The following is a 16,247-nucleotide window of genomic DNA, read 5'->3' as shown; positions in this document are numbered from 1 at the left end:
ACAGCGCGCCGCGCCCGGAATCCCACGGCGACCTGCGACGTTGGACCACACGTCAACCATCAGCGGAAACGTCTGGATTCGAGCCCGGCCCGATGGCGGCCGGGTATGCCGACTGACTGAGGCACCAACTGACGTAGTGGTACGCCAGCGCGACCGCATGGCTACTACAGTGGTCTTACGGTGCTGAACTCATCGTGGAAGGAATCGGTGGGTACTCACCGCCGGCGCAGCAGTCGAGGGAGTGGGAATGTTCGAGAGGTTCACCGACCGCGCGAGGCGGGTGGTCGTCCTGGCCCAAGAAGAGGCCAGGATGCTCAACCACAACTACATCGGCACCGAGCACATCCTCCTGGGTCTCATCCACGAGGGTGAGGGTGTCGCCGCCAAGGCGCTCGAGTCGCTGGGAATCGCCCTGGAGGGCGTTCGCCAGCAAGTCGAGGAAATCATCGGCCAGGGGCAGCAGGCGCCCAGCGGGCACATCCCCTTCACGCCTCGGGCGAAGAAGGTGCTGGAGCTCTCGCTGCGCGAGGCACTGCAGCTCGGCCACAACTACATCGGCACGGAGCACATCCTGCTCGGCCTGATCCGCGAGGGCGAGGGCGTGGCCGCGCAGGTGCTGGTCAAGCTCGGCGCGGACCTCAACCGGGTGCGCCAGCAGGTACTGCAGCTGCTGTCGGGTTACCAGGGCAAGGAGCCCGCCGAGGCCGGTGGCGGCCGCGGCGAGGGCACTCCGTCGTCCTCGCTGGTGCTCGACCAGTTCGGCCGCAACCTGACCTCCTCCGCCCGCGAGGGCAAGCTGGACCCGGTGATCGGGCGCGGCAAGGAGATCGAGCGCGTGATGCAGGTGCTCTCCCGCCGCACCAAGAACAACCCGGTGCTGATCGGGGAGCCCGGCGTCGGCAAGACCGCCGTCGTCGAGGGGCTCGCGCAGAACATCGTCAAGGGCGAGGTCCCGGAGACGCTGAAGGACAAGCAGCTCTACACCCTCGACCTCGGCTCGCTGGTCGCCGGCTCCCGGTACCGCGGTGACTTCGAAGAGCGCCTGAAGAAGGTGCTCAAGGAGATCAAGACCCGCGGCGACATCATCCTGTTCATCGACGAGATCCACACCCTGGTCGGTGCGGGTGCCGCCGAGGGCGCGATCGACGCGGCGTCCATCCTCAAGCCGATGCTGGCCCGTGGTGAGCTGCAGACCATCGGTGCCACCACGCTCGAGGAGTACCGCAAGTACGTCGAGAAGGACCCGGCGCTGGAGCGCCGCTTCCAGCCGATCCAGGTCGGCGAGCCCTCGCTCGAGCACACCATCGAGATCCTCAAGGGCCTGCGCGACCGGTACGAGGCGCACCACCGCGTCTCGATCACCGACTCGGCGCTGGTCGCCGCCTCCACCCTGGCCGACCGGTACATCAACGACCGGTTCCTGCCGGACAAGGCGATCGACCTGATCGACGAGGCCGGCGCCCGGATGCGCATCCGCCGGATGACCGCGCCGCCGGACCTGCGCGAGTTCGACGAGAAGATCGCCGACGTGCGCCGGGACAAGGAATCGGCCATCGACGCGCAGGACTTCGAGCGCGCCGCGCGCCTGCGCGACGAGGAGAAGACCCTGCTGGGCCAGAAGTCCGAGCGGGAGAAGCAGTGGAAGGACGGTGACCTGGACGTCGTCGCGGAGGTCGACGACGAGCAGATCGCCGAGGTCCTGGCCAACTGGACCGGTATCCCGGTGTTCAAGCTCACCGAGGAGGAGACCACCCGGCTCCTCCGCATGGAGGAGGAGCTGCACAAGCGGATCATCGGCCAGGAGGACGCGGTCAAGGCCGTGTCCCAGGCGATCCGCCGCACCCGCGCCGGCCTGAAGGACCCGAAGCGCCCGTCCGGCTCGTTCATCTTCGCCGGCCCGTCCGGTGTCGGTAAGACCGAGCTGTCCAAGGCGCTGGCGAACTTCCTGTTCGGCGAGGACGACGCGCTCATCCAGATCGACATGGGTGAGTTCCACGACCGCTACACCGCTTCGCGGCTGTTCGGTGCCCCTCCGGGCTACGTCGGCTACGAAGAGGGTGGCCAGCTGACCGAGAAGGTGCGGCGCAAGCCGTTCTCGGTGGTGCTGTTCGACGAGATCGAGAAGGCGCACCAGGAGATCTACAACACGCTCCTGCAGGTGCTGGAGGACGGCCGCCTGACCGACGGCCAGGGCCGTACCGTCGACTTCAAGAACACCGTGCTGATCTTCACCTCGAACCTCGGGACGCAGGACATCTCGAAGTCGGTGAGCCTCGGCTTCACTTCCGGCAACGACGTTTCGTCGAAGTACGAGAAGATGAAGCAGAAGGTCAACGAGGAGATGAAGAAGCACTTCCGGCCGGAGTTCCTGAACCGGATCGACGACATCATCGTCTTCCACCAGCTGACCAAGGACCAGATCATCCAGATGGTCGACCTGATGATCGCGCGGGTCGAGACGCAGCTGAAGTCCAAGGACATGGACATCGAGCTGACCGAGAAGGCGAAGTCGCTGCTGGCCAAGCGCGGGTTCGACCCGGTGCTCGGCGCCCGGCCGCTGCGTCGCACCATCCAGCGGGAGATCGAGGACCAGCTGTCCGAGAAGATCCTGTTCGGCGAGGTCGAGGCCGGTCAGATCATCGTGGTCGACGTCGAGGGCTGGAACGGCGAAGAAGGCGAGAAGGACGACCAGGCCAAGTTCACCTTCCGCGGTGAGGCTCGGCCGTCCAGCGTGCCGGACTCCCCGCCGGTGAGCATCGGCGCTTCGGCTGCCGGTGACGACCACCAGGAGAACGACGGCGAGTAAAGCAACGCCAAGGAAGCGCCCCCGGAGCAGCCCGCTCCGGGGGCGCTTTCGCTTCTCCGGGATCAATGCGGCGGCGCGCACCACGGCTCGTCTGGAAGGCTGGGGTGGTGCGCGTAGTACTCCTCGGCCCGGTCCGCGTGCACGCGGACCAAGGACCGCCGGTCACGCTCGGCGGTGCGCGCCTCCGCATGCTCCTGGCCCGGCTGGCGCTCGCCGCCGGCCGGGTGGTCACCGCGGAGGCGCTGGCCGCCGACCTCTGGGGCGGCGAACCGCCCGCCGATGCGGCCAACGCGCTCCAGTCGCTGGTCTCCCGCCTCCGCAAGGCCCTGCCCGAAACCGGCGTGCTCACCTCGGCGGGCGGTGGTTACCAGCTGGCCGCCGACGTCGATGCCGCCCGCTTCGAGACCCTCGCCGCGCAGGGGCGCGCCGAGCTGAAGGCGGGCCGTCCGGAGAAGGCGGCCGCGCAGCTCAGCGCCGCACTCGCGCTCTGGCAGGGACCCGCGCTCGCCGACATCCTCGACGCCGGGTTCGCGCACGCGCCCGCCGCCCGCCTCGACGACCTGCGCACCGCCGCCCACGAGGACTGGTTCGACGCCGAACTCGCCGTCGGCAGGCACGCCGAGGTCCTCGCCGACCTGGAAGCCGCCGCCGACCGCCATCCGCTCCGCGAGCGCCTGGCCGCGTTGCGCATGCGCGCGTTGTCCATGGCCGGGCGCCAGTCCGAAGCCCTCGCCGTCTTCGAGAACGTGCGCCAGACGCTCGCCGACGAGCTGGGCGTGGACCCCTCGCCCGAACTGACCGAAACGCACCTGGCCGTGTTGCGCGGGGATCTGCCGAAGCCGGTCCAGGCCGTGGCCGCGGCCCATCCCGCCGCGTTCCCCGCCCGCCTGACCAGCTTCGTCGGGCGTGACGACGAGCTGGCCACCATCGCCGCCCGCCTCGCCGAGCACCGCCTGGTCACGCTGGTCGGACCGGGTGGCGCGGGCAAGACGCGGCTCGCCACCGAGGCCGCCGTGCGGCACCCCGAGGCCGAACACGGCCGCGCCTGGTTCGTGCCGCTGGCCGGCGTGCGCAACGCGGCCGACGTGCCCGCCGCCGTCACCGCCGCGCTCGGCATCCGCGAACGCCGCGTGATCGACAGCGCCTCGCTCGACCTGGCCCTGCCCGACGCGCTCGACCAGGTCGCCGAGGTGCTCGGCCACCGCCCGTGCCTGCTCCTGCTGGACAACTGCGAGCACGTCATCGAGGCCGTCGCCGACTTCACCAGCGACCTGCTGGCGCGCGTGCCCGGCCTGCGCGTGCTGACCACCAGCCGTGAAGCGCTGGCGATCACCGGCGAGGTGCTGTGCCCGCTCGGCCCGCTGGGCCTGCCCAGCCGTGAGATCCCCGCCGCGCGGGCCGCGGCCGTGCGCCTGTTCACCGATCGCGCCACCGCGGTCAGCCCGGCGTTCACCCTCGACGAGTCGAACACCGCCGCGGTGGTGGAGATCTGCCACCGCCTCGACGGCATGCCGCTCGCGCTCGAACTGGCCGCCGCCCGCCTGCGCTCGATGACCGCGACGCAGATCGCCCAGCGCCTCGACGACCGGTTCCGGCTGCTCACCTCGGGCAGCCGCAGCGCCCTGCCGCGCCAGCGCACGCTGCGCGCGGTGGTCGAGTGGAGCTGGGACCTGCTCGACGAGCCGGAACGCGTGCTCGCCCGGCGGCTGTCGGTGTTCTCCGCCGGCGCCACCATCGAGGCCATCGAACGGGTCTGCGACGCCGACGTGCTCTACGTGCTCGGCTCGCTGGTCGAGAAGTCCATTGTGGACGCGCGACCGGACGAGGCGGGCCAGCCGCGCTACCGGATGCTGGAGACCATCCGCGCCTACGCCGACGAGCGGCTGGCCGAGGCGGACGAGCGGAGGACCTACACGCGCCGGTACGTGGACTACTTCGTCGAGCTGGCCGAGCGGCAGGAGCCGCGCACCCGCACCCCGGAGCAGATCGAAGCGATCGCCGTCTTCGACGCCGAGTACGACAACATGATGACCGCGCTGCGCTGGGCGATCCGCGAGCACGAGCCCGATCCGGCGCACCGGCTGGCGCTGGCCATGCTCTGGATCTGGATGGTGCGCGGCCAGCACCCGCAGGCGGTCGAGATCGCCGGCGAGATGATCGCCTTCGGGGACGCCATCCCCCGCTACGCCGGCGCCACCTTCCGGCTGATCCACGGCATGACCGAGGTGATACTGGGCGACGGCGGGAGCGGCCCGGACTTCCGGCAGCTGGTCAACGACTGCGTGGACAGCGGTGCCGCGGAACGGTTCCCGATGCTGGCGATCGCGTTGCCGATGGTCTCGTTCATGACCGGCGACCGCGAGCTGGCGGACCGCGAGATCGACCGGGCCCGCAACAGCGGCGACAAGTGGGCCCGCGCCTCCGGGCAGTGGGTGCACGGGTTCGTGCTGGGTGATCGCGGGGACCGGGAGGGCGCCAACGTGGCCAGGGCCGGGGCGCTGAGCGAGTTCGAAGCGCTCGGGGACCGCTGGGGCATGAGCATGGCCTGGGGCATGGTGGCCGAGGACCGGTCGTTGCGCGGGGACAACGAGGGCGCGATCGAGGCCTACCGCCGCGGTTACGAGATGGCGCGCGAGCTGGACCTGGTCGAGGAGATGGGCCAGCAGGTCTGGCGGCTGGCGATGGAGCGGGCGAGGGCGGGCGATCTGGTCGGCGCGTGGGCGGACATGGCCGAGCTGGAGCGGCTCCAGACCGACTACGCGCACGACGAGCTGGCCATCTTCAAGTTGTACGGCAAGGCCGAGCTGGCCCGCCGGAGCGGCGATTTCGCGCTCGCCCGCGAGGTGCTGGCCGAGCTGGCGGCCCGGCCGATGGACGGTCCGTTCCCGCCGAGCACCACGGTGGAGTGGACCAGCCGCGGGCTCTCCGCGCTGGCCCTGTCCGAAGGCCGGTTCGACGAGGCGCGGCGGCAGATCGCCATCTCGGCCAAGGCCTCGACCACCCGGCGGGACATGGCGGACCTGGCCCGCAACGCGGAGGTGCTGGCACTGGTGCGCCACCGCGAAGGCGACGCCCCCGGCGCGGCGACCATGCTCGGCCTCAGCGAGGCGCTGCGCGGAATCTTCGACCTCGGTGAGCCCGAGCTGACCGAGGTCGTCGAGGACCTGACCGCGATGTTGGGTGAGTCGGCCTACGAAACCGCCTACCTGCGCGGTTCCCGACTGTCCAAAGAGGAGGCAGTCGCGGAACTGCTCGCGCAGGTAGGCGATTCCGACTAGGTGACGCGCTTGCGGTAGGAGCGCATGGCGAGCGGGAAGAACACCGCCAGCACCGCGGCCATCCAGGCCAGCGCGCCGACCAGTGGGCCGGCCACCGCGCCGCCGTTGAGCAGGCCTCGCAGGGCGTCGGAGAGCAGGCTCACCGGGCTGATGTCGGTCCACGCCTGCAGCCAGCCGGGCATCGTCTCCGACGGCACGAAGACGTTGCTGCCGAAGGTCAACGGCATGATGAAGACGAACATCAGCCCCTGCACCGCGCCCGGGGTGCGCATCACCATGCCGACGAAAACCGAGATCCAGCAGAAGCACAGCCCGAACAACACCACCAGCGCGGAAGCGGCCAGCAGGGACGCCGGATCGGTGCTGATCCGGTAGCCCATCAGGGTGGCCACCACCAGCAGCACCACCAGGCAGACCAGGTACCGCACCACGTCGGCCAGCACCGCGCCGAACAGCGGGGCGGACCGCGCGATCGGCATGCTGCGGAACCGGTCGTAGAGGCCCTTGGACACGTCGGTGTTCATGTGCACGCCGATGGTCAGCGCCACCTGCATGATGTTCATCACCATCACCCCGGGCACCACCATGGTCAGGTAGGTGCCGGTGTCGCCGGAGATGGCCCCGCCGAACAGGTAGACGAACATGGCCAGGAAGACGATCGGCATCAGCACCACGTCGGCCAGCTGCTCGGGGTTCTTGCGCACCTTCAGCACACCGCGCCAGGCCAGGGTGAACCCGTGGCGCACGCTCCTGGCCGGGCTGACGTACCGCGGTGGCGCGGTCATCGTGGTCACACCAGGCTCCCTTCTCGTTCGGTGGTCTCCTCGGCGGTGTGCCCGGTCAGCGCCAGGAACACCTCGTCCAGGCTGGGCAGGCGCAACGCCAGTTCGTCGGCGGTCACGCCGGCTTCGTCCAGCCTGCGGACCAAAGTGGACAGCAACATCGGGTCGGCGACCGGCGCGGTGAGCAGGCCGGTGGCGGTGTCGCGGTGCGGCCGGGCGCCGGTCAGCTCGCCGAGGATGCGCTCGACCAGGTCCAGGTCGGCGACCGCGGTCGGGCGCACCTGGAGCGTCTGTCCGCCGACGCGCCGCTTCAGCTCGTCGGAACGGCCGTTCGCCACCACCCGGCCGTGGTCGAACACGGTGATCGTGTCGGCCAGCTGATCGGCCTCCTCCAGGTACTGCGTGGTCAGCAGCACCGTGGCGCCGTCGGCGATCAGCCCGCGGACCACGCCCCACACCTCGTTGCGGGCGTGCGGGTCCAGTCCGGTGGTCGGCTCGTCCAGGTACAGCACCCGCGGCCGGCCGACCAGGCTGGCGGCCAGGTCCAGCCGCCGCCGCATGCCGCCGGAGTAGGTCCGGATCGGCCGGGTCGCGGCGTCGGTCAGCTCGAACTGCTCCAGCAGCTCCTTGGCCCGTGCTCGCGCGTCGGCTCGGCTGAACTCCAGCAACCGCCCGATCAGCACCAGGTTCTCGGTGCCGGACAGGTCCTCGTCCACCGAGGCGTACTGCCCGGTCAGGCCGATCAGGCCGCGGACCCGCACCGGGTCCTTCACCACGTCGAACCCGCCGACCTCGGCGTACCCGGCGTCGGGCTGGATCAGCGTGGCGAGGATGCGGACGGCGGTGGTCTTGCCCGCGCCGTTGGGCCCAAGCACCCCGACCACCTTGCCGGTCGGCACCTCCAGGTCCACCCCGGCCAGCGCCTTCGTCTCCCCGTAGGTCTTCACCAGGCCCTCGGCCCGGATCGCGTGCGACATGTTCTCCTCCTTCACGTGTCGCGCTTGATCCCAAGATGACCGGGTGCCCTGGCAGACCGCGCACAGCGCGCTGTCAAGGTCTGTCAGCGGATTTGGGCATACTGGCGGCATGATCGCTCAGCAGGAGGCACCGCCACGCAAGGTGAGCCCGGGTGCGCGCGTGGTGACCGGACTGCTGGTGCTGGCCACCGTGCCGTTCGTGGTGCTGGTCGCGATGCGCCTGTTCGGCATCGACGGCAACGCCTACACCACGGCCGCACTCGCGCTGACGCCCTACCTGACCGCGGCCGGGCTGCTGCTCGGTGTGCTCGCGCTGGTGCTGCGGCGGTGGAAGACCGGCGCGGTGGTGCTGCTGCTGGTGGCCGCCCTGGTCTCGGTGCTGGTGCCGCGGTTCGTCGCCGAGGAGCAGCCCGCGGTGACCGGGCGGGACCTGCGCGTGATGGCGTCGAACCTGTTCGTCGGCCGGGCCGAGGCGCAGTCCATTGTGGAACTGGTGCGGGCCAACCAGGTCGAGGTGCTGAGCCTGCTGGAGCTGAGCCCGGCGATGGTGGAGGACCTCGACCGCGCGGGCTTGTTCACCCTGCTGCCGCACCGGGTGCTGCACCCGATCCGCGGGGGCGCCGGGTCCGGGCTGGTGTCGAAGTACCCGCTGACCGAGGCGCAGCTGGCCGGGCCGTCGAAGCTGCGCCAGCCGAGCGCGCGGGTCGAGTTCGGGGACGGCAGCGGCGTGGAGATCGTCGCGGTGCACCCGATGCCGCCGGTGGAGTCACCCGTGGACTGGAAGGCCGAGCTGGCCGGACTGCCCGAGCCGACGGCCGACCTGCCGGTGCGGATCCTGGCCGGTGACTTCAACGCCACCTTCGACCACGCGTCGTTCCGCGAGCTGATCGACGCCGGGTACGCCGACGCGGCGGACGAGCTGGGCAAGGGGTTCCGGCCGACCTGGCCGGGCAAGCTGTTCCCGCCGCCGGTGACCATCGACCACATCCTGGTCGACGACCGGGTGGCCGTGCGCGACTTCCAGGTGTTCGACGTCGCGGCCAGCGACCACGACGCGGTCTACGCCCAGCTCACCGTGCCGGTGTGAGCGCGGAGTCGATGAGGGACAACGCTTCCAGCGACGGGAGCGGCAGCGAGATCCCGCGCCCGTGCCGCACCTCGGCCTCGCGCGGGTTGATCCGGATCAGCTTGCCGGTGGCCGCGCTGGCGAGCTCGGCGTAGCGGCGCACGGTCGGCACGGCCTGCCCCGCGCCCAGTTCGACGACCACCAGGTCGCGGTGCTTGCGGCGCCAGGCGGTGAGCGCTTCGAGCGGGCCGTCGCTGCGGTGGGGGAGCCAGCCGAAGTCGTCGAACATCAGGATGTTCGGGCGCGCGAGGCCACCGCAATCGGGACAGGCGGGTAGCGGCGGGTGCGCCCGCATGGTGTCCGGGTCGACCTGGACCTCGATGCCGTCGGCGGACCAGATCCGGTCCGAGCAGCCGGTGAAGCACTGCAGGTGGTGGATCGAGCCGTGCACCTCGCCGACGTGGTCCTCGGGCCAGCCCGCCCGCTGGAACTGACCGTCCACATTGGAGGTGAACACCCTGGTGCTCGCGTGCCACCCGCGCAGCAGCCCGAACCCCCGGTGCGGCACGGTGTTCCGGTACAGGTCCAGCCGGTGGCCGAAGAACCCCCAGGCCAGTTCGGGATCCGCGCCGAAGTGGCCGGGGTCGGCCAACTCGGCGAAGCTCAGGCCGAGGCGGGCGTACGGCGGGTAGGCGCGCCAGAAGCCCTCGTCACCGCGGTAGTCGGGCAGCCCGGAGTCGACGCCCATGCCCGCGCCCGCGCAGACCAGCACCGCGTCCGCGCCGCCGATCCACTCGGCGGCGCGGTCGATCTCCGCGGTCACTGGTCGGTGCTGTCCACGGTGCTCAGCACGACCTCGAACTCGAGCAGGCTGGCGCCACTGGCCACCGGCTTGCGCTGGCCGCCGTGGGCCTCCTTGGCCGGGCCGTCGGCCCACGCCCGGAAGTGCTCCTCGGTCTCCCACTTGGAGTAGACGAAGTACCGGTTGTCCCCGGCGACCGGCCGCAGCAACTCGAACGAGATGAAGCCGGGCTGCCCGTCGACCGCGTGGAGGCGCGCCATGAACCGCTTCTCCAGCTCGGGGCCGGCGCCCTCGGGGACCTCGATTGCGTTGATCTTCACCACTGCCATGGGGCCAGCCTACGTCGTGGCGGGCCACCCCGGCTTCCGCCGCCTCCTCGTCCTGCTTGGTGCAGTGAATGTGGCTTTCACTGCCGATTCCGCAGTGAAAGCCACATTCACTGCACGACGGTCGCCGCGAATCAGGGGCGCAGGGAGCCGGGGTGGAGGAACTCGTCGGGGGGTAGGTCGGTGCCGCGGAACCAGGCGTCGAAGAAGGGGCCGAGGTCCGTCCGGCCCGCTTTCGCGCTGATGAAGCCTTCGAACTCCCGCCAGGTGGCGTTCCCGTCCTTGTGCAGCCCCGGCCACTCCCGCAGCACCGCCGCGAACGGCTCCTCGCCGATGGTCCGCCGCAGGGCGTGCATGGCCAGGATGCCCTTGTCGTACACCCCGTCGAACTCGGCGCCCGCGGGCGCTTCGTGCAGTTTCGCCGACCACAGCCGCGTGCTCTCCCTGGTCCGCTCCACCGTCGAGCGGTACCGGTCGTCCAGATCGGCCTCCTCCTTGGCCTCCGCCCACAGCCACTGGCTGTAACTCGCCACGCATTCGTTCAGGCAGACATCTGACCAGTCCCGGACCGACACCGAGTTCCCGTACCACTGGTGCGCCAGCTCGTGCACCACCGTCTCCAGATCGGCCCAGTTCGCGTAGGTCGGCCGCCCCTGCGTCTCCAGCGAGTACCCGATCCGGTCGTCGGTGTAGATGCCGCCGGTCGCGGTCTGCGGGTACGGGCCGAAGCGCGATGCCAGGAACTCGACCGCCTCGGCCGTGCGCGCGGCCACCTCCCGCTTGCTCTCCGCACCCGGCGCAAACGCGTTCACCAGCGGTTTCCCGTCGGGCAGCGTGCTCCGGTCGAAGGTGAAGCGGTCGATCGCGACGGTGGTCAGGTAGCTCGCGGCCGGGGTGTCGTCCCGCCAGGTGGAGGTGGTCTGGCCGTTGGCCGTCGTGGTGCTCTCCTCGACCCCGCCCGACACCACCGACCAGCCCTCCGGCACGCGCGCGGTCACCCGGAAGGTGGCCTTGTCCCGCGGCGTCTCGTTCACCGGATACCAGTACGCGGCCGAGTGCGGCTGCCCGACCACGTAGGCCCCACCGGACGGCGACGGGTGCCAGCCACCGGCCCCGAGGCCCTCCTCACCACTGCCCGGCTCACCGGAGTACCGCACCCGCGCCTTGAACGTCTGCCCAGTTGCAAGCGTTTGCGCCGGGGTGATCACCAGCTCGAACTCGCCTTCGCGGGTGAACGAGGCCTGCTGCCCGTCGACCTCCACCGAGGCCACGTCCAACCCGCGCAGGTCCAGGTTGAACCGGCTCAGGTCCTGCGTGGCCTTCGCGGTGACGGTGGAATCGCCGTCGAGCCGCTTCGAGGCCGGGTCGTAGCCGATCGAGACGTCGTACCCGAGCGCGTCGTACCCGCCGTTGCCGTCGTTCGGGTACGCGGGATCACCCGCACCCGGCGCACCCGGCGACGCCGTGCCGGGCGCGGCGGCCGGTGGTGCACCGGGACGGTCGGGGGTGCAGCCGATAATGAGCGGCACCAGACCGCAGAGGACGAGGTGGCGGCGCATGGGCGGGAGCATAGATGGACCAGCGTGACACTGTTGTTGACTTCGGTGGCGACGGCCCGCCGATCCTGCTGCTCCACGGCCTGATGGGCCGCGCGCGGACCTGGTGGACGGTCGCGCAGTGGCTCAAGCCGTACGGGCACGTGGTCGCGCTGGACGCCGCCGGGCACGGGCGGGCCGCGAGGACCGGTCCCTGGCGGACGGAACGCTTCGTCGACGACGTGCTCGACACCATCCGCCACCTGGACGAGGGACCCGCGATCCTGATCGGCCACTCCATGGGCGGGTTGCACGCCTGGGGTGCCGCGGCGGCCGCGCCGGAGCTGGTGCGCGCGGTGGTCTCCGAGGACATGGCGCCGGACCAGGTCGGCAAGACGGTGGACCAGTGGCGCTCGTACTTCGACTCGTGGCCGGTCCCGTTCGAATCGCTCGCGCACGTCCGCGCCTTCTTCGGCGACCTCGGCGACTACTTCACCGAATGCGTGGTCGAGCGCGAGGACGGCTTCCACCTCGCGGCGGACCTCGAGGACCTGTACCGGATCGCGGCCGAATGGGGCGAGCGCGACTACTGGTCCATTGTGGACTCGATCAAGTGCCCGCTGCTGGTGGTCGAGGGCGGCCGGGGCTCGATGCCGCCCGGTCAGCAGGCGCAGGTCGCGGCGCGCGCGGCGGACGGCAGGCACGTCGAGGTGCCGGGCGCGCACCACGTGGTGCACCTCGCCGCGCCCCGGGCGTACCGGGGCGCGGTCGAGGCGTTCCTGTCCGAAGTGCTCAGCCGTTGAGCAGTTCTTTCCAGGCCTGCGTGGAGAGTTCGGTGGCGCCGGCGGAGCGGGCACCCGCCGCGTCGGTGAGCACCGCGGCCGCGCGGGCGGCCTCGCTGTCGGTGCCCGGCTTCACCGGACGCGCCAGCAGCGGCCAGATGTCCGCGCCGAAGAACCCGGTCTCGTCGGCGTGGGCCGAAGCGGTGCACTGGTGTGCTTCGATCCCGCGCGCCGCCACCAGTCCGGTCACTGCGTCCTTTGTGGACTGTCCGAACACGCCGTCGGTGGGCACGGCGCGGGCGCCGGAGTCACGCAGCAGGTGCTGCGCGGCGAGCACCCGCGGCCCGGTCTCGCCCGGTTTGAGCAGCGGCCACTCCAGCGGCTGCTCGATCGGCGTGCCGAGCGCGTTGCCCACCGCCGTGCGGAGTTCGGGCAGCCGCCCGTAGAGCACGCCACCGGGGCATTCGGTGGAGTTGAAGTCCCGGTGCCCCTTGATGTTCGCGGTGCCGATGCCGTACTGGCTTGCCATGTACGCGACCAGCTTCACCAGCGAGTCCCACAGCGCCTTCGGCACGTCGACGTCGACGTAGAGGCCCTCGTTCTCGATGCCGATGACCTGGCTGTTGTGCCCGCCGACGTTGGCGCCCTGGACGTGCTTCGTGCCGCCGCGCAGGGTTTTCAGGCTCTCGTGCCTACCCTCGGTGATGTAGCCGCCGCGGCTGTTGGTGAACTGCTGCCCGGTGTCGATCCAGCCCCGGCTGTCCATGTGGAAGTTCTGGATCGCCTTGGAGATGGCGAACGCGCGTTCCTTGGAGAAGTCGTCGGTGTTGCCGGGATCGACGGTGTGGTGCACCACGATGTAGGTCGGTTTGTGGTTCTCGATGGTGATCGCGCCGCTCGGCGGTCGGGCGCCCCAGTCAGCGGTGCTGTAGATCGTCGGTTCCGGCGCCGCGCCCGCGGCGAGTTCGGCGTTGGCGGCGTGTGCCGTCCAGCTGCCGAACGCACCGACCGCGGTCACGGTCAGGCCGCCCTTGAGCGCTGTTCGTCGGTCGAAACCCGGTTTTCCGGCCATTCGATCTCCCTCGGACAGGGCGCGGCGGTACGCGAGGCCCACCGGCCCAGATCGGTTTCTGGCGGTCATTCGGTTATGCGCAGGTGTTCATCGCAGGGTGCGCTCCGGAACCGTAACCGCCCGCTGACGCACAGACAATAGATAACCAACTTTGGTCTGGAAATGTGAGAACCTGCCCTAAAGATCAATGTTCACCGGGCAGGGCGAACAGCCCGTCGGCCGTTTGCTCGACCAGGCCGTCCACCAGCAGCGAATCCAGGCAGCGGTCGCGTTGCCCGGCCTGCGCCCAGGCCAGGTCCAGCCGCGCCTTCTCGACCGGGCCTTCGGTGCCGCGCAGCACGTCCAGCAGCAGGCCGCGAACCTGCCGGTCGGTGCCGGCGAACTTCTGCACGGCCTTCGCCGGGCCGGCGTAGGCCGGACGGCCCGCGCGCTGCCACGCGCATTCGGCGTACACCGGGCAATCAGCGCATCGCGGCGTGCGCGCGGTGCAGATCAACGCGCCGAGTTCCATCAGCGCGGCGGACAGCTTGGCCGCGCGATCTTCTTCCGGCGGCAGCAGGGCTTCGACGTCGGCCAGGTCGCGGGTGGTGGACGGCGGACCGGCGTCGCCCGCCCCGTGCACCGCGCGGGCCACCACCCGGCGGACGTTGGTGTCCACCACCGGGGCGCGCTTGCCGTAGGCGAAGGTGGCCACCGCGCGGGCGGTGTAGGCGCCGATGCCGGGCAGCGCCAGCAGTGTGTCCACATCGGACGGAACAACGTCGCCGTGCTCGGTGGCGATCACCCCGGCCGCGGCGTGCAGCCGCAGCGCGCGACGCGGGTAACCGAGCTTGCCCCAGGCCCGCAGCACCTCGCCCTGCGAGGCGGCGGCCAGCGAGGACGGCAGCGGCCAGCGCGCCATCCACTCGTGCCAGATCGGCTCGACCCTGGCGACCGGGGTCTGCTGCAGCATGATCTCGCTGACCAGCACGCCCCAGCCGGTGCACTCGGCGTGCCGCCACGGCAGGTCGCGGGCGTGGGTGGCGAACCAGTCGATCATCGTGTCGGCATCGATGGACATTGCCGAGAGTTTATGCGGCGCGGAGCGCTCCGTTGAGGGTGGTGTCGGTCCGGGGGCGAGCCGTTCGTCGGGTGGGAAAGCCCGTCGGACGAAGGAGAAGAGATGACCACCGAGCTCGCGCTGGACCGGTTCGAAGCACTGCTCACCGCCGTGCCCGCGGACGGCTGGGAGCGCCCGACCCCGTGCGACAAGTGGGCCATCGCCGACCTGGTCGCGCACGTCATCGCCGTGGTGCGGCTGGGTCGCGAACTGGCACTGGGCGCCGACTTCCCGCAGGCGGGGGAGCAGTCGCGCGAGGCCGATCCGGTGGCGGCCTGGCGGGAGGCGCGCCGGTCGCTCGAGGACGCGCTGGCGAAGGCCGATTTCACCGCGGAGGTCGCCGCGCCGGTCGGCCGGGTGCCGTTGCGGACCATGCTCGACACGTTCTTCCTGACCGAGATCGTCGCGCACAGCTGGGACCTGGCCACCGCGCTCGGGGTGCCGCCCGCGCTGGACGCCGAGCTGGTGCACCGCGTCCAGGAATACGTACGACCGTTCGGTCATGAAGGGGTGGAAGGCCTGTTCGAGCCCGGCGTGCCCTCCTCGGACGACGCCGACGAGACCACCCGCCTGATGAACCAGCTGGGGCGAAGCGCCTAGGGGCCGAACCACATCTGCTCGGCGGTGCGCGGCGGGGCTGAGGTCGACCGGACCTTCAGCTCCGTCGGCAGCGTGATCACCCGCGGTGCCCCGTGCTCGGCGGTGGCCAGCAGCAGCTTCCCGGCCGCCTTCCCCTTGTCCAGCACGGGCTGGTGCACGGTGGTCAGCCCGTGCCGCTCGGCCTCGGCGATGCCGTCGAACCCGGTCACCGTCAGCTCGGCGGGCACCCGCAGGCCGCGGCGGTCGGCTTCGGCGAGCGCGCCGAGCGCCAGGATGTCCGAGGTGCAGACCAGCGCGGTGACCTGCGGATACGCGTCCAGCAACTGCCGGGCCGCGGAGGCGCCGTCGTCCACCGTGTGGTCGAAGCGCTCGACCACCGGCACGCTCGCCCAGTCCACGCCGACCGCTTCGAAGGCCTTCGCCAGCGCGGCCAGCCGGGTGCGCTGCACGTGGAAGTGCGCCTCCCGCTGCCGCTGCACCGAGGCGAAGTCGTCGTTGCGCTCGCGGGCCAGCCGCATGCACAGCACGCCGACCTGGCGGTGGCCCAGTTCGACCAGGTGGTTGGCCATGCCGGTGATGGCGGCCGCGTCGTCCGGGCCGACCCGGTCCACGCCCTCCACCCGCGGCTGGTCGACGATCACCGTGGGCACCGGCCGCTGCAGCACGGCGGCGAGGTGCGGGTCGTCGTCGGGCACGGAGTAGACGACAAAACCGTCGACGCCGGCGCGGTGCACGGCGGCCACGTCCTCGCGGCCGGGGCTCGCGGGCACCAGGTGCAGGCCGACGCCCGCGTCCTCGCAGGCCAGCGCGAGTCCTTCGAGGACTCCTATGGCGGCGGGGTCGCGGAAGGCGTAGGAGAGGTTCTCGGTGAGCAGCAGCCCGACCGCGCCCGCCTTGCGCGTGCGCAGCGAGCGCGCCACCGGGTCCGGCCCGGGATAACCCAGCCGGCGCGCGGTTTCCAGCACGCGGCGGCGCAGCTCGGGGGAGAGCTGATCGGGCCGGTTGTAGGCGTTGGACACCGTGGTCCTGGACACACCCAACTCCGCGGCCAGTGACGCCAGCGTCGCCTGCCGCCTGGTGCGAATTGGACGACCCATCCGGTCACCGTAACGGTTCAGTTCC

General features: G+C 71.0%; 13 protein-coding genes. 5 read left to right on the top strand and 8 right to left on the bottom strand.

Annotated elements, in window-relative coordinates; genetic code table 11:
• Positions 1-247: 247 nt before the first annotated feature.
• Complete coding sequence (locus tag JYK18_RS09220) at positions 248-2,806, top strand: ATP-dependent Clp protease ATP-binding subunit (protein ID WP_206801691.1); 2,559 nt, start codon at positions 248-250, stop codon at positions 2,804-2,806.
• A gap of 107 nt (positions 2,807-2,913) precedes the next feature.
• Positions 2,914-6,084, top strand: coding sequence for a BTAD domain-containing putative transcriptional regulator (locus JYK18_RS09215; RefSeq protein ID WP_206801690.1), 3,171 nt, complete (start codon positions 2,914-2,916; stop codon positions 6,082-6,084).
• Here the strand turns inward: JYK18_RS09215 and JYK18_RS09210 are convergent.
• Both JYK18_RS09210 and JYK18_RS09205 read right to left on the bottom strand, forming a co-directional pair.
• Complete coding sequence (locus tag JYK18_RS09210; protein WP_206804122.1) at positions 6,081-6,869, bottom strand: ABC transporter permease; 789 nt, start codon at positions 6,867-6,869, stop codon at positions 6,081-6,083. The genes JYK18_RS09215 and JYK18_RS09210 overlap by 4 nt on opposite strands.
• A 5-nt stretch (positions 6,870-6,874) precedes the next feature.
• Positions 6,875-7,843: an ATP-binding cassette domain-containing protein gene (locus tag JYK18_RS09205; protein WP_206801689.1), complete on the bottom strand. Its 969-nt coding sequence runs from the start codon at positions 7,841-7,843 to the stop codon at positions 6,875-6,877.
• A 109-nt stretch (positions 7,844-7,952) separates the two neighbouring features.
• Here JYK18_RS09205 and JYK18_RS09200 point away from each other — a divergent pair, with 109 nt between their 5' ends.
• Entirely contained in the window at positions 7,953-8,930 is a 978-nt protein-coding gene (locus tag JYK18_RS09200; RefSeq protein ID WP_206801688.1) for an endonuclease/exonuclease/phosphatase family protein, read from the top strand.
• Here JYK18_RS09200 and JYK18_RS09195 read toward each other — a convergent pair.
• The 3 genes from JYK18_RS09195 to JYK18_RS09185 form a co-directional block, all read right to left on the bottom strand.
• Positions 8,914-9,732 carry a Sir2 family NAD-dependent protein deacetylase gene (locus JYK18_RS09195; RefSeq protein ID WP_307795834.1) on the bottom strand — a complete coding sequence of 273 codons (819 nt, stop codon included), beginning with the start codon at positions 9,730-9,732 and terminating at the stop codon, positions 8,914-8,916. The genes JYK18_RS09200 and JYK18_RS09195 overlap by 17 nt on opposite strands.
• A complete protein-coding gene (locus JYK18_RS09190) occupies positions 9,729-10,040 on the bottom strand; it encodes an antibiotic biosynthesis monooxygenase (RefSeq protein ID WP_206801687.1) in 312 nt (103 codons plus the stop codon). The genes JYK18_RS09195 and JYK18_RS09190 overlap by 4 nt, the downstream gene beginning before the upstream one ends.
• 131 nt (positions 10,041-10,171) lie before the next feature.
• Positions 10,172-11,596, bottom strand: coding sequence for a M1 family metallopeptidase (locus JYK18_RS09185; protein ID WP_206801686.1), 1,425 nt, complete (start codon positions 11,594-11,596; stop codon positions 10,172-10,174).
• Positions 11,597-11,610: 14 nt separating this feature from the next.
• Here JYK18_RS09185 and JYK18_RS09180 point away from each other — a divergent pair, with 14 nt between their 5' ends.
• Complete coding sequence (locus JYK18_RS09180; RefSeq protein ID WP_206801685.1) at positions 11,611-12,375, top strand: alpha/beta fold hydrolase; 765 nt, start codon at positions 11,611-11,613, stop codon at positions 12,373-12,375.
• On the opposite strand, the gene JYK18_RS09175 is transcribed toward JYK18_RS09180, so the two are convergent.
• Positions 12,365-13,426 carry an N-acetylmuramoyl-L-alanine amidase gene (locus JYK18_RS09175; protein WP_206801684.1) on the bottom strand — a complete coding sequence of 354 codons (1,062 nt, stop codon included), beginning with the start codon at positions 13,424-13,426 and terminating at the stop codon, positions 12,365-12,367. The two genes, JYK18_RS09180 and JYK18_RS09175, sit on opposite strands and share 11 nt — an antisense overlap.
• A 184-nt stretch (positions 13,427-13,610) precedes the next feature.
• A complete protein-coding gene (locus JYK18_RS09170) occupies positions 13,611-14,486 on the bottom strand; it encodes an A/G-specific adenine glycosylase (RefSeq protein WP_206801683.1) in 876 nt (291 codons plus the stop codon).
• A gap of 102 nt (positions 14,487-14,588) precedes the next feature.
• On the opposite strand from JYK18_RS09170, the gene JYK18_RS09165 reads away from it, so the two are divergent.
• Positions 14,589-15,125, top strand: coding sequence for a TIGR03086 family metal-binding protein (locus tag JYK18_RS09165; protein ID WP_206801682.1), 537 nt, complete (start codon positions 14,589-14,591; stop codon positions 15,123-15,125).
• On the opposite strand, the gene JYK18_RS09160 is transcribed toward JYK18_RS09165, so the two are convergent.
• The gene (locus JYK18_RS09160) at positions 15,122-16,222 is read right to left on the bottom strand and encodes a LacI family DNA-binding transcriptional regulator (RefSeq protein ID WP_206801681.1); all 1,101 of its coding nucleotides are present in this window, start codon (positions 16,220-16,222) and stop codon (positions 15,122-15,124) included. The two genes, JYK18_RS09165 and JYK18_RS09160, sit on opposite strands and share 4 nt — an antisense overlap.
• Positions 16,223-16,247: the final 25 nt, after the last annotated feature.

This window comes from Amycolatopsis sp. 195334CR, assembly GCF_017309385.1.
Taxonomy (GTDB): Bacteria; Actinomycetota; Actinomycetes; order Mycobacteriales; family Pseudonocardiaceae; genus Amycolatopsis.
The sequence above is the reverse complement of the archived record's forward strand: the minus strand, read 5'-3'. Positions and strand labels throughout refer to the sequence as shown.